13 protein-coding genes are annotated in these 13607 nt (G+C 72.4%); 5 read left to right on the top strand and 8 right to left on the bottom strand.

Annotation, left to right across the window (positions count from 1 at the left end):
- Positions 1–91 precede the first annotated feature (91 nt).
- The 4 genes from N542_RS0111645 to N542_RS0111630 all read right to left on the bottom strand — a co-directional run bounded on the left by N542_RS0111645 (position 92) and on the right by N542_RS0111630 (position 3931).
- Positions 92–757: a response regulator transcription factor gene (locus N542_RS0111645; protein WP_028644062.1), complete on the bottom strand. Its 666-nt coding sequence runs from the start codon at positions 755–757 to the stop codon at positions 92–94.
- A gap of 28 nt (positions 758–785) precedes the next feature.
- Entirely contained in the window at positions 786–1028 is a 243-nt protein-coding gene (locus N542_RS0111640) for a hypothetical protein (RefSeq protein WP_028644061.1), read from the bottom strand.
- A 62-nt stretch (positions 1029–1090) separates the two neighbouring features.
- Positions 1091–1591 carry a hemerythrin domain-containing protein gene (locus N542_RS0111635; RefSeq protein ID WP_028644060.1) on the bottom strand — a complete coding sequence of 167 codons (501 nt, stop codon included), beginning with the start codon at positions 1589–1591 and terminating at the stop codon, positions 1091–1093.
- A gap of 48 nt (positions 1592–1639) precedes the next feature.
- Positions 1640–3931, bottom strand: coding sequence for a catalase (locus N542_RS0111630; protein WP_028644059.1), 2292 nt, complete (start codon positions 3929–3931; stop codon positions 1640–1642).
- 228 nt (positions 3932–4159) lie between these two features.
- Between N542_RS0111630 and N542_RS24570 the strand changes: the two genes are divergently transcribed.
- Both N542_RS24570 and N542_RS0111620 read left to right on the top strand, forming a co-directional pair.
- Positions 4160–4537, top strand: coding sequence for an STAS domain-containing protein (locus tag N542_RS24570; protein WP_051551627.1), 378 nt, complete (start codon positions 4160–4162; stop codon positions 4535–4537).
- Positions 4538–4558: 21 nt separating this feature from the next.
- Positions 4559–4960: an STAS domain-containing protein gene (locus N542_RS0111620; RefSeq protein ID WP_028644058.1), complete on the top strand. Its 402-nt coding sequence runs from the start codon at positions 4559–4561 to the stop codon at positions 4958–4960.
- Here the strand turns inward: N542_RS0111620 and N542_RS0111615 are convergent.
- Both N542_RS0111615 and N542_RS0111610 read right to left on the bottom strand, forming a co-directional pair.
- Positions 4885–5283: a hypothetical protein gene (locus N542_RS0111615; protein WP_028644057.1), complete on the bottom strand. Its 399-nt coding sequence runs from the start codon at positions 5281–5283 to the stop codon at positions 4885–4887. The two genes, N542_RS0111620 and N542_RS0111615, sit on opposite strands and share 76 nt — an antisense overlap.
- Positions 5284–5328: 45 nt before the next feature.
- Positions 5329–6387 (bottom strand): LLM class flavin-dependent oxidoreductase, encoded by a 1059-nt coding sequence (locus N542_RS0111610; protein WP_155992998.1) that lies wholly within the window; start codon positions 6385–6387, stop codon positions 5329–5331.
- Positions 6388–6421: 34 nt separating this feature from the next.
- Between N542_RS0111610 and N542_RS26655 the strand changes: the two genes are divergently transcribed.
- The 3 genes from N542_RS26655 (at position 6422) to N542_RS0111595 (ending at position 12084) form a co-directional block, all read left to right on the top strand.
- Complete coding sequence (locus N542_RS26655) at positions 6422–9649, top strand: response regulator (protein ID WP_051551625.1); 3228 nt, start codon at positions 6422–6424, stop codon at positions 9647–9649.
- Positions 9650–9651: 2 nt separating this feature from the next.
- A complete protein-coding gene (locus N542_RS0111600; RefSeq protein WP_028644055.1) occupies positions 9652–10923 on the top strand; it encodes a hypothetical protein in 1272 nt (423 codons plus the stop codon).
- Positions 10924–11007: 84 nt separating this feature from the next.
- Positions 11008–12084, top strand: coding sequence for a Glu/Leu/Phe/Val family dehydrogenase (locus N542_RS0111595; RefSeq protein WP_028644054.1), 1077 nt, complete (start codon positions 11008–11010; stop codon positions 12082–12084).
- A gap of 113 nt (positions 12085–12197) precedes the next feature.
- On the opposite strand, the gene N542_RS0111590 is transcribed toward N542_RS0111595, so the two are convergent.
- Complete coding sequence (locus N542_RS0111590; protein WP_028644053.1) at positions 12198–12386, bottom strand: DUF3073 domain-containing protein; 189 nt, start codon at positions 12384–12386, stop codon at positions 12198–12200.
- Positions 12387–12529: 143 nt separating this feature from the next.
- Positions 12530–13594, bottom strand: coding sequence for a phosphoribosylformylglycinamidine cyclo-ligase (purM, locus tag N542_RS0111585; protein WP_036507366.1), 1065 nt, complete (start codon positions 13592–13594; stop codon positions 12530–12532).
- Positions 13595–13607 lie beyond the last annotated feature (13 nt).

Raw genomic sequence — 13607 nt, 5'->3', positions numbered from 1 at the left:
CGTGCAGTACCCCTGAGCGGCGCGCCGATGCAGGCCGACGACGTCCGGCGGGCCGTGACGGGCCGTCACGACGCGCGCACGCCCGCACCCGTCAGGGTGGGCCGAAGGGGTGCAGGGTCCGCACGTGGTCGGGCGAGAACCCGTGGTCCACCCCCCACGCCACCGCCTGCGAGCGTCGCTGGACGCCCATCTTGCGGTAGGCGCTGCGGATGTAGGTCTTGATGGAGTTGATGCTCAGGTAGACCCTGTCGGCGATCTCCTGGTTCGTGAGCCCCTGGGTGATGAGTGCGACGATCTCGGCCTCGCGCGCCGACAGTCCGAGGTCCTGACCGGGCCAGGCACCGGTGTCGAGGTCGACGCGCGCGTCATCGGGTGGAGTGACGGTCTCGCCGGCATGGACCGCCTCCAGGGCGGCGACGATGTCCTCCACCGGCATGCCCTTCCAGAGGTAGCCGGCCGCGCCCGCGGCGGTCGCTGCCTCGACGACCTCCCGTTGGAGGTTCCAGGTGAAGACGACGACCCGGGGCTCACCGGTGGCCGACAGACCGGTCACGTCGATGTCGCCGCCCTGCTCCTGGCCGAACGTGTCGTACAGGACGATGTCGACCTCGCTGATCGTCTGCTTGTTCGAGTCGAACTCGACGACCTGGACGCGATCGGCGTACGGCGCCAGCAGCGCGGCGATCCCGGCGACCACGAGCTCGTAGTCGTCGTTGATGGCGACGCGGACCGGCGTCTGCGAGTGGGCGGCGGGCATTGCTCAGCACCTCCGTGGGGAGCGTCGGTCAGCCGGTCGTCTCGACGTCGTCCTGGTCCGGGTGGCGGTCCTGACGCTCGTCGTGGGTGACCGCCTCCGGCCCCGTCGGTCCCTCGTCGGCACGGCCGCTCTCACCCGTGGGGGCTCCGGCGACCGAGTCTCCCGGCGAGATCTGCTCGCCGGGCGCCTTGAAGCTCGCGACCTCGGAGATCTGCCCCTCGGTCTCGGAGCCGGAGTCGTTGTCGGACTGGGACCTGTCTGGCGTCGTCATGGCGTGGCGGTACCCACCCGGCAGGATCGAACTCGTGTCGCCACCGCCGCCGTCCGTGCGGGCTAGGCGAGCACCGCGTCGACGGTCTTCTTCAGCGCACTCGGCTGGGCCGGGCTGCGGGGCGCGGTCTTGCGGGCCTCGACCATCTCGGCACCGATCTCCTGCAGGACCTTGCGGCCCAGAGCCTCCCGCACCTGCGGGAACCACTCGTCCTCCTCCTCCTCGATGTGGTGGCGGACGTTCTCGATCAGCACGGTCGTCTTCGCCGTGAACCGCTCGTCGGTCGGCTTCATCCCGACGAGCTCCATGACCAGCACGTCCGCGACGTGGTGCTCCTCGTAGGACTCGAGCACGTCGTCCTCGAGCTCGGGCACCAGCTCACGGACCCGGGGGTACATGACCTCGTTCTCGATGTAGGTGTGCACGGTGAGGAGCTCGACGATCTTGGCGACCAGGTCGCCCTTGGTCTTGTGAGCGTTGTCGCCGGCGCGCTCGAAGTCGCGGAACGCGCGCAGGATGACCTGGTGCTCGTCCTTCAGCATGACGATGGCGTCAGTGGACATGGTGGATCTCCTCGGGGTCGTGGATGTCGGGTCGGTCGGTCGGGTCAGTCAGCTCAGGGCGGTGCCGAACCGCTCCCAGACGCGGTGCGCACCCAGCGCGGCGTGCAGCTCGGCGAACACCGCTGCCGGGTCGTCGCCGGTGAGCACACCGGGGGCGTCCGCGACGCCGGCGAGCGCGAGGGCCTCCACCCCGGCACCCCAGGCGCCGATCGCCTTGGCGTGGCGGAACGCCTCCTGGACCAGCAGCAGGACACGCGGGTCGAGCACCGGGGCACCGTCCTCGCCGGCCTTGCTGTCGCGCACGGCGAGCGCGTCGGGTGCCGGCGCCGGGCTGCCGGCGAGCAGGACCGCGTCGAACTCGACCGAGCGGGTCGCACCGAACGTCCGCTGCACCGGGGTCCCGTCGGGCAGCTGCCCACCGTGCGGTGCCACGACCAGCGGCACCATGCCCGCGGCAGCGACCGCGGAGACGACGGCGTCGACCCCGGACAGGTCACCGGCCGGGTCGACCACGATGCCGATGAGCCGCCCGTCGGTGGGCCACGTCTCTCCCAGCTGGGACAGCGCCGGGCTCGGGGCGAGGTCCACCAGGACCTCGGTCGGCTCCGGAGCCGGCAGCCCCAGACCGGCCGCGACCTGCGCGCACAGGTCCGGGTCGATGTTGGCCAGGGCGAGGAGCTGGCGCTCCTTGACCGGCTGCTCGAAGCACTTCGCGAGCTCGAAGGTGTAGGCGAGGACGATGTGCTCCTTCTCGACCGCGCTCATGCTGAGCCAGAACTGTCGGGTCTGGCTGTAGTGGTCGTCGTACGACGCGGGGCTCGCCCGCACCTTGACGGCCTCCGCGACCCGGGCGGGGACGTCGATGAAGGCCCCGTCCTTCGGGCCGCCCGCGAAGAACGGGCAGCCGCCGTCGAGCGAGTTCGGCTTGTACGGCGCGACGCCGCCGTGGACGGCGTCCTGGTGGAAGCCGTCGCGCGCCAGGTCGTTGACCGGCGCGTGCGGCCGGTTGATGGGGATCTGGTGGAAGTTGGGTCCGCCCAGCCGGGTCAGCTGCGTGTCGACGTACGAGAACAGCCGGGCCTGCAGCAGCGGGTCGTTGGTGACGTCGATGCCGGGCACCAGGTTGCCGAGGTGGAAGGCGACCTGCTCGGTCTCGGCGAAGAAGTTCGTGGGGTTGTGCGTCAGCGTGAGCAGCCCGATCGGCTGCACGGGGGCGAGCTCCTCCGGCACCAGCTTGGTCGCGTCGAGCAGGTCGATGCCGTCGAACGTCTCCTCGGGGGTGTCCTCGAAGACCTGGACCCCGAGCTCCCACTGCGGGAAGGCGCCCGCCTCGATGGCGTCGTACAGGTCGCGGCGGTGGAAGTCGGGGTCCATGCCGCCGATGAGCTGCGCCTCCTCCCACGTCAGGGAGTGCACGCCGAGCTTCGGCTTCCAGTGGAACTTCACCAACGACGTCTCGCCGGCGGCGTTGACGCAGCGGAACGTGTGGACGCCGAAGCCCTCCATGGTCCGGTACGAGCGCGGGATCCCGCGGTCGGACATGTTCCAGATCGTGTGGTGCTGGGCCTCGGTGTGCAGGGACACGAAGTCCCAGAAGGTGTCGTGCGCGCTCTGCGCCTGCGGGATCTCCCGGTCCGGGTGCGGCTTGGCGGCGTGGATGACGTCGGGGAACTTGATCCCGTCCTGGATGAAGAACACCGGGATGTTGTTGCCGACGAGGTCGAAGGTGCCCTCGGGGGTGTAGAACTTCGTCGCGAAGCCGCGGGTGTCGCGCACCGTGTCGGCCGACCCGCGCGAGCCGAGGACCGTGGAGAACCGGACGAAGACCGGCGTCTCGGCGTTCTTGGCGAGGAAGCCGGCTCGGGTGATCGACCGGGCGTTGCCGTACCCCACGAACACTCCGTGCGCGCCGGCCCCGCGGGCGTGCACGACCCGCTCCGGGATGCGCTCGTGGTCGAAGTGGGTGATCTTCTCGCGCAGGTGGTGGTCCTGCAGCAGGGTCGGCCCGCGCTCGCCCGCCTTGAGCGAGTGGTCGCTGTCCCTCAGTCGCGCGCCCTGGGCCGTCGTGAGGAAGCGACCCTGGGCCGAGACCGCCTCGGCGGGGACGTCGGTCGGCGCGCCCGTCGCCGTACGCCGCTCCGGACCGGCCTGGTCGGCCTTCGGCGGGAGCGGGTCGCGCGGCTTCGTGGGCTCGGCGACGGTCGGCGTACCCGAGCCCGGCGCGCCTGGGATGGCGGGCCGCTCCAGCGCGGCCAGGCTCTCGGCCACCCGGGCCGCGGCGCCCTCGACGGTGGACCTGACGGCCTTCTTGACGGCGCTGGCGGGCTTGATCGGATCCATGACGGTGCCTCCTGGGTAGGTCAGTCAGGTACCCGACCGGTCAGGTCGAGACGCCACCCCCACGGGTGGGTCACGGGTCCCGTCCACGGTGATAAAGGGGCCCGGCGTCGACCTGGCCTTTGGGGTGAGCCCGCGAGCCCCCGACCGGCCTACTGTCGATAGGACCGGTCCGACCAGGCATCGGACCAGGAGTGCGACCACGTCGCAACGAGTCGAGGGAGGTCTGCCGTGTTCTCGTCGCTCGCGCTGCACGCGCCGTCCGCGCACCTCGTCGTCGACGGCGAGCTGGACGCCTTCACCGCCGCGGAGCTCCGGTCGCGACTCGACGAGGCCATCGACCGCGGATGCGTGCACTTCACCGTCGACGCGTCGGCCGTCACGTTCGTCGACGCCGGAGCGCTCGGGATGCTCGTCGGGCTGCGCAACGCGGTCGCGCCGTACGGCGGGACCGTCTCGGTCGCCGCCGCCAGCCCGCGGTTCCGCCTGGTGGCCGAGGTGGCCGGCCTCGACGCAGCCTTCGATCTCGATCTGCTCCCGGCGGTGACGGCCGAGCCGTCGCACCGTCCCAGCACCTACCCGGACCGATCACGGGTCCTGACCCCATGACCGGTCGGGGCGGAGCCGGCGATGACGACCGTCACCTACGAGGCGGCCGGACACCGGCTGCGCATCGCGGGCGGGTGCCACCGTGGTGACAACCCCACCCTGCAGGAGGCGCTCGGCACCTGCGCGGAGCTGGCCGGCAGTCATCTCATCGTGGACCTCACGGCGGTCACGGAGATCGACCAGCAGGTGGCGAACGACCTCGTCGCCGCGGCCCGCAGGTCGCGCGCGAGCGGCGGCACGATCGCGCTGGTCCGCAAGCACGGGACGCCCGTGGACGACGCTCTGGCCGCGGCCGAGACGGCGGCGACCGGGCCGGGCCACCGGGTGCGCCGCAGGACGCCGAAGAGTCAGCCCGCGCCGCCGTACACGCCGCGCTCCCGAGGCACGGCCAGGCGCGGCACTCCCCCGAGCCCGGGGCGGTAGCGGACGCGTCCGTCGTACTGCGCGAGGGTGCTGTAGAGCGTCTGGTGGGCGGCCCACGGCAGCGGCTCGTCGCCGTCGTGCCAGGTGTCGCCGAAGGAGATCCAGGCCGGCGTCCAGGTCGCCGCGTCGTCCCACTGGCCGCGCCGCGCCGTGAGCAGGCGGTGCCGGACCTGGAAGGCCTGGCGCGGGCCGTCGGCGCAGATCGGCGCGGTCGCGATCGGCCACAGCCGCAGGTCGAGCGTCATCAGGTGCACCTCGAGCTCGCGCAGCACGAGGGGGTCGACCAGCACCGTGGCGACGTTCTCGTGAGGCACCCGCTCCATGCGCAAACGCTGCCGCCTGCGCCCCGCGGCGTCAAGCGGCGCGCGTCACGACCGGGCCAGCAGCTCCCGGACCCGGGGGACGACCTCGGTGCCGTAGAGGCGGATCGACTCCATCCGCTGGTCGTGCGGCAGCGTGCCGACGGCGTACTTGAGCTGGAAGCGGGAGAGGCCGAGCGTGCGGATGGCCCAGGCGACCTTCTGGGCGACGGTCTCGGGCGAGCCGACGAAGAGCGCCCCCTCGGCCGCGGCGCCGGCGTCGAACTGCCCGGGCGTGTAGGGACCCCACCCGCGCTCCCGGCCGATCCGGGTGAAGGCGGCCGCCTGGTGCGGGTACATCTGCTCGCGGGCGATCTCGTCGGTCGCCGCCACGTGTCCGGGGCTGTGCATCGAGACGGGCAGCGTCGGGTGTCCGTAGTGCGCCAGGGCCCGGTGGTAGAGGTCGACCAACGGCGCGAACTGCCCGGGCGAGCCGCCGATCACGGCGAGCACGAGAGGCAGGCCGTACGACGCCGCGCGGGCCACCGACTCGGGCGTCCCACCGACCCCGACCCACGCGACGAGGCCGCTGGCCGTGTGCGGGTAGACGGAGACACCGTCGAGCGGGGGCCGGGTCGTGCCCTCCCAGGTCACCGGCTCCTCGGCCAGCAGCTTGGCGAAGATCTCGAGCTTCTCGGAGAACAGCACCTCGTAGTCCTCGAGGGAGAGCCCGAACAGCGGGAAGGACTCGGTGAAGGAGCCTCGCCCCAGGGTCACCTCCGCGCGGCCGTGCGAGACGGCGTCGAGGGTGGCGAAGCGCTGGAACACCCGGATCGGGTCGTCGGAGCTGAGCACGGTGACCGACGTGCCCAGCCGGATGCGCGAGGTCTGCCCGGCGATCGCGGCGAGCACGACGTCGGGAGCGCTGATCGCGAAGTCGGGCCGGTGGTGCTCACCGACGCCGAAGAAGTCGAGCCCCACCTGGTCGGCCAGCACCGCCTCGGCCACCACCTGACGGACGACGTCGGGCTGCGGGAGCGGTGCTCCGTCGGCCCCGAGCGCCACGTCACCGAAGGTGTCGAGGCCGAAGGTCGGAGACTGCGGGGATCCCAGGGATTCGATGTCCACGACACCATCCTCGCCGGTCCGGTAGGAATGAGACATGGCGGCCGGGGGTGACGGACAGCGGGCGGGTGAGGATCCCGCCCTCCTGCGCCGACTCTTCGACGCCAACCCGGACGGCCTCTGGCTCTTCGGCGACGACGGCGTCACCACCTGGGCCAACGCCCACATGGCCCGGATCTTCGGCCGCGACCTCGACGAGCTGGTCGGCCTGGCCGTGCACGACGTGTTCGACGAGCAGGGCCGCCGGGACTTCGACGACCACCTCGCCCGGATGGTCGAGACGGGTGTCGGCGCCGAGAACGTCGACGCCTACTTCGTCCGTCCGGACGGTACGGCGGTCTGGGGCCTCATCAGCTACACGCCGGTCCTCGACGACGACGGCAACCGGCTCGGCTGGCTGCACCGCGTCACGCCGTACACCGAGCGCAAGGAGCTGACCGAGGCGCTCATCGAGCGCGAGCAGCAGCTCGCGACCGCCCAGCGGATCGCCCACATCGGCAGCTGGGCGTGGGACGTGCCGACCGACCGGCTGCAGTGGTCCGACGAGATGTGCCGGATCTTCGGCGTCGAGCCGGGCACCAGCCCGGACTTCCGGACCTACGTGTCGCTGCTGCACCCTGACGACCGCGCGCACGCGGCCGAGGTGATCGAGCAGGCGGCCGCGACCGGCCAGAACGAGTACGAGCTCGATCACCGGGTGCGCCGGTCGGACGGCGAGGTCCGCTGGGTCCGCGGCCGCGGGGTGGTCGAGCGCACGCCGGACGGCACGGTCGTCCGGATGAGCGGCACCGCCCAGGACATCACCGACCTGCACCAGGCAGACGAGCACGCCGAGGAGGCGAACCGCCGGCTCTTCCTCCTGCAGCAGATGGCGATGGCGGCCAACCGCGCGACCACCCTGCGCGAGGCGCTGCTGGTGGCCGGGGCCGGCGTACCCGAGCACACGTCGTGGGCGGCGGTGGGTGCCTACCTGTACGCCGAGGCCGAGGCCGGGGCCGAGCCGGTCCACCTCGACCTCGGCGGTGGCGCGCTCGGCATCCGGCCCGATCCCGCCCTCGCCGAGGAGTCCCGTACGTCACGGGAGGTCGCGGTCGGGATCCCCTCGGTGCTGGCCGAGACGCACCGGCTGGTCGCCATGCCCGTCCTCCTCGCCGGCAAGGTCGTCTGCGTCGTCGAGCTGATCGCCGACGAGGTCCCGCCGGACGAGAACTCCCACCAGATGATGTCGCAGATCGCGCACCAGCTCAGCGTGGTCGCCGAGCGCGAGCGCAGCGCCGGCGACCTGGCCGTGGCGCGCGACGACGCGATGGAGGCCTCGCGGCTCAAGTCGGAGTTCCTGGCCACGATGTCGCACGAGATCCGCACCCCGATGAACGGCGTCATCGGGCTCACCGACCTGCTGCTGCGCACCGACCTGGACGAGCACCAGCGTCGACTGGCGGCCAACCTCCAGAACGCCGGGCTCACCCTGCTCGCGATCATCAACGACATCCTCGACCTGTCCAAGATCGAGTCCGGCAAGCTGGAGCTCGAGGCGGCGGACTTCGACGTACGCGCGGTCTTCGACCAGGTCGCCACGGTGCTCAGCGGCCCCGCGCACGAGAAGGGCCTCGAGCTGATCGTCGCCTGTCACCCCGACGTGCCGGTGCAGCTGCGCGGCGACTCGGTGCGCTTCGGTCAGGTGATCAGCAACCTGGGCTCGAACGCGGTGAAGTTCACCGACCGTGGCGAGGTCGTCATCGAGGCTCGCGTCGAGCGCCAGACGCCGCGCGACGTGCTGCTCCGCGTGGACGTCACGGACACCGGCGTGGGCATCGACCCGGCCTCGCGCGACCGCCTCTTCGACGCCTTCACGCAGGCCGACCCGTCGACCACCCGACGCCACGGCGGGACCGGCCTCGGCCTGGCGATCTCCCGACAGCTCGTCGATGCCCTGGGCGGCGAGCTCTGGGTGACCAGCGAGCCCGGCACCGGCAGCACCTTCTCCTTCACCGCCCGGCTCGACCGGGTCGCGGGCGCGGCCGACCGCCAGTTCGACGTGCCGGTGCAGCTGCGCGGTCGCCGGATCCTGGTCGTCGACGACAACGAGACCAACCGGTTCATCCTCGAGGGCCAGCTCGCCGCCTGGCACATGCGGGCCTTCGCGGTCTCCTCGGCCGCGGAGGCGCTCACCGCCCTCCGCGACGCGGCCGCGCTCGACGACCCCTTCGAGGTGGCGCTCCTCGACCTGCGGATGCCCGACGTCGACGGGCTCCAGCTGGCCCACCAGGTCCGGCGCGACCCGGCCCTGTCCGGCCTCCAGATGCTGCTGCTCAGCTCCGACGACGTGTCGCGCCAGCAGGTCGCCGACGCCGGCATCCGCACGAGCCTGAGCAAGCCGGTGCGCCAGGTCGAGCTGCACGACGCCCTGCTCGGCGTGCTCTCTCCCCGACCGATCGCCGTCGCCCGCGCCCGACGGCCAGGGGCCGCACCGAACCTCGACCTCCGCGTCCTGGTCGTCGAGGACAACGCGGTCAACCAGATGGTCGCCACCGGCCTGCTGGAGAGCCTGGGCTGCACCGTCGACGTCGCCGACGACGGGATCGCCGCGGTCGAGCGCCTGAGCGGACCGCACGGGTACGCCGTGGTGTTCATGGACTGCCGGATGCCCCGGCTGGACGGCTTCGACGCCACCCGCCGGATCCGAGCGCAGGAGCCCGCCGGGCAGCGGGTGCCGATCATCGCGATGACCGCGTCCGCCCTGGACGGCGAGCGCGAGCGCTGCCTCGAGGCCGGCATGGACGACTACCTCACCAAGCCCGTCGATGCAGGAGAGGTCGAGCGCGCGCTGCGCACCTGGGCCGAGCTGCCCGTCGCCCCGGTCATCGACCTGCCGAGGCACCGCGAGCCGCTGCCGGAGGCAGCAGCCGTGATCGGCGTGCTCGACGCGGAGCGGGTCCGGGTGCTCGAGGGGCTGGTCAAGGACGGCACGTCGTTCTTCCAGCGCACCGCAGCATCCTTCATGGGACGCGTCGGCGAGCAGGTCCTCGCGATCCGGGCCGCGGTCCAGGAGCAGAACCCCAACGCCCTGCTGACCTCCGCGCACCAGCTCAAGGGCAGCGCCCTCAACCTGGGCCTGCCCCGGGTCGCCGAGGCCGCGGCCCGCCTGGAGGCCCTGGGCATCGCCGGTCGCACGGACGGCGCCGAGCCGATGCTCGACGAGCTGGCCGCCGAGGTCGACATCGCCGTCTCCGCGCTGCAGCAGGCGACGGGCAAGGACGCCTGACGGTGCTGCCCCGCTTCACCGAGGTGAGCCGCCGCCGCCCGGTCGACCTGGTCGTGCCCGGCTCCACGATCGACGAGGTGATCGCGCCGTACGCCGCCCTGGCCGGCCCCGGCTCGCTCGCCCTCGAGTCGGGCAGCGACCGCCTCGTCGCGAGGTACGACGGGAGCAGGGTCTGGGTCGAGGTGACCACCGGCGGCCGGACCACCCGGCACCGCTCGCGTCGCCACGGCCGCCCGGGCGCTCCGGTCGACGAAGTGGGCCTGGTGCTGACCGGCACCCACGTCACCGCACTGACCCGGCACGACGGGTCCTGGGTCGCCCGGGCGCGGGTGGACCTGCAGCACCGGATCGACACGCGTGACGAGACCTGGCTCGACCGCCTGGCCGGTGACGCCCCGACCGCCGGCCGCTTCGGCCAGCTCGGGCTGCGCGACATCCGGGTCGCGAGCCACGCCGACGGGACGCCGTACCGGATCGGCGAGCGGGTCGTGCTGACCGCGACCAGCGCTGGGCCGGGCTTCTTCGACACCGCGCACACCTCGGTGTGGGCGCTGGATCCGACGAGGCTGGAGCTGGAGCACCTCTCCGACGTCTTCTTCCGGCGACCCGACGCACCCGGCGCGTACGGCGACCACGCCACCCACCTGGTGCGCGACGGCGACCGGTGGCTGGTGGCGACGAGCACGTGGGGGGACTTCGACCGCAGCCGACCGGGCGCGAGCGTCGCGGTCACCCTCGCCGAGACGACGGCCGACCTGCTGACCGGGCGCCACCTGCTCGACACCCGGGTGCTGCCGCTGCCGACCGAGGAGCTGCGCTCGGTCGCCGTCTGGGACCCCCACCTGGTGCGCACCGACGACGGGTGGCTGGTGGGCTTCGTCAGCTCCCCGGGCTTCTGGAACTTCCACCCGGCGCTGGCGAGCGGGCCGTCCCTGGACGCGCTCGCCCTGCGGGCGACCACGACGGACCGCACGGCGACCGAGGGCACGACGCTGCTGCGCCTGGACGACGAGTGGCGGGTGCTGGCCAGCGACGGACGCGACAGCCGCCGTCGGCTGCGCCGGCGCTACCCGGTCTTCGACCTGGACCTGCGGGAGACCGGGACCGTGGCTGCGCCGTACCCGACCAACATCCCGTGGCCGACCCTCGTCCCCGACGGCGACTCGTGGCTGCTGGTGGCCTTCGACGGGACGCCGTACGGCGGGAGGGTGCCGGGGTACGGCACCCACGGCGACGTCGTTTTCATGCGACCGGAGCCGCGCACTACCGTGTGACGTGGGGCACGCGCCATCCCTGCGTGCTCACGCCCGTCACCGCGCCACACCACCCCGTGGCCGACACCAGAAAGCAGGCCATCCATGTCTGACGTCTTCGAGCTCGGCTCCGAGCACGAGCAGGTCGTCTTCGCCAACGACCCGGCCACCGGTCTCCGCGCGATCATCGCGGTGCACTCGACCGCTCTCGGCCCCGCCCTCGGCGGCACCCGCTTCCACCCCTACGCCTCGACGTCCGACGCCCTGCGCGACGTCCTGAACCTCTCCCGCGGGATGTCCTACAAGGCGGCGCTGGCCGGCCTCGACCTCGGCGGCGGCAAGGCCGTGATCATCGGTGACCCGACGACGCTGAAGTCCGAGCCGCTGCTGCGCGCCTATGGCCGCCACGTGGAGGCGCTCGGCGGGCGCTACTACACCGCCTGCGACGTCGGCACCTTCTCGGCCGACATGGACCACATCGCCCGCGAGACGACGTACGCGACCGGACGCACCGTCGCCCACGGCGGCGCGGGCGACAGCTCGGTGCTCACGGCGTACGGCGTCTTCCAGGGCATGCGCGCGGCCGCGCAGGTCGCCTGGGGCTCGACCTCGCTCGCGGGCCGCACGGTCGGCGTGGCCGGCGTCGGCAAGGTCGGGCGACACTTGGTCCGGCACCTCGTCGAGGACGGCGCGGACGTCGTCGTGACCGATGTGTACGCCCCCGCGCTCGAGCGGATCCGCGAGGAGCACCCGACCGTGCAGGTCGTGGCGTCCGAGGCGGCGCTGGTCGCCACCGAGCTCGACGTCTACGCGCCGTGCGCGATGGGCGACGCGATCACCGACGAGGTGGTGGAGACGCTCAGCGCCGCGATCGTCTGCGGTGCGGCCAACAACCAGCTCGCCCACCCGGGCGTCGAGAAGGCGCTGCAGGAGCGCGGGATCCTCTACGCGCCCGACTACTGCGTCAACGCCGGCGGCCTGATCCAGGTCGCCGACGAGCTCGAGGGCTTCTCCTTCGACCGCGCCCAGCAGCGCGCGGCCGGCATCTTCGACACGACGCTGCGCGTGTTCGAGCTCGCCGCGTCCGACGGCGTACCCCCCGCCATCGCCGCCGACCGGCTGGCCGAGCGACGGATGCGCGAGGTCGGGCGGCTGCGTGGGGTGTGGCTGCCGCGACGCTGACGGAATCACCGGTGCACCGGTGAAACCCTCACTTCTCAGGCGTTGCAACGCCCGAGAAGTGAGGGGATCCCCGGTGAACCGGGGATCCCGACGTCAACCGAGACCGGAGAGGATCAATCCCGACGAGAGTCGGAGTAGTCCGACCACTTCTCGAGCTCTTCGGGCGGGACCTGACCGGAGTCGTCCTCGCCCTTCGAACCGTGGAGCTCACTGGCGAGCGCACCGAAGTCCGTCTCGTGAGTCTGGTACTTCAGGTCGCGAGCGACCTTGGTCTGCTTGGCTTTCGCTCGGCCGCGCCCCATAGGGTCAGCCCCCTCGCACGCTCGGCCGGGGGCTCAGTGGCTCCCGGGCTGGTCTCAAAGAGTTCTCGTGGTCCGAACGCTACCTGTTGCCCGGCTGTTCCCGCACATCGGTTCCCGCGATTCCAGCGGGAATACCGGAAATGTCACCAACCGGGGTGCTGGCCGACCAGCTCCACGGCACCACCACGGCCGGTCGCGGGCGCCACCTCGCCGGCCACCCAGGACCGGATCCCGTGCTCGGCGAGGACCGCGATCGCGGTGTCGACGTCGTCGGGCTCGGTCAGCGCGACCATGCCGACACCGCAGTTCAGGGTCATCTCGAGGTCGGGCTGGGGTACGGCGCCGACGCGGCGCACGAGGTCGAAGATCGGCTGCGGGGTCCAGGTCGCGCGGTCCACCGTCGCGGAGAGCTCGACGGGCAGGACCCGCTCGAGGTTCGCCGCCAGGCCGCCGCCGGTCACGTGGGACATGGCGTGGGTGCGGGTGCGGTCGGCGAGGTCCAGGCAGGCCTTGGCGTAGATCCGCGTCGGCTCCAGCAGCTCCTCGCCGAGGGTGCGACCGAGCTCGTCGACGTGCCCCTCGAGCGGGAGTCCCGCGGTGGCGAGCAGGACGTGGCGGACCAGGGAGTAGCCGTTGGAGTGCAGACCCGAGGCCTCCATCGCGATCACGACGTCGCCGGGCCGGACGCGGCCGGGGCCGAGCAGCTTGTCGGCCTCGACGACACCGGTGGTGGCCCCCGCGACGTCGTACTCGTGCGGGGCGAGCAGGCCGGGGTGCTCCGCGGTCTCGCCGCCGATCAGCGCGCACCCGGCGAGCACGCAGCCCTCGGCGATGCCCTTGACGATCGCGGCGATCTTCTCGGGCTCGACCCGGCCGGTCGCGATGTAGTCGGTCATGAAGAGCGGCTCGGCACCGCAGACGACCAGGTCGTCGACGACCATGCCGACCAGGTCGAAGCCGATCGTGTCGTGGATGTCCATCGCCTGCGCGATCGCGACCTTCGTGCCGACGCCGTCGGTCGAGGTCGCCAGCAGCGGGCGCTGGTAGCGGGTCAGCGCCGAGGCGTCGAAGAGACCGGCGAAGCCGCCGAGCCCGCCGATGACCTCGGGCCGGCGCGACTTCTCGATCCAGCCCCTCATCAGCTCGATGGCCGTGTCTGCGGCGTGGATGTTGACGCCGGCCTCGGCGTACGCGTTGGACTCGCTCACGGGGGCTCCCGGG

The sequence above is a fragment of the Nocardioides sp. URHA0020 genome (assembly GCF_000620705.1).
In the GTDB taxonomy this organism is placed as follows: Bacteria; Actinomycetota; Actinomycetes; order Propionibacteriales; family Nocardioidaceae; genus Nocardioides.
Note: the sequence above shows the minus strand (reverse complement) of the source record. Positions and strands in the feature narration are given on the sequence as shown.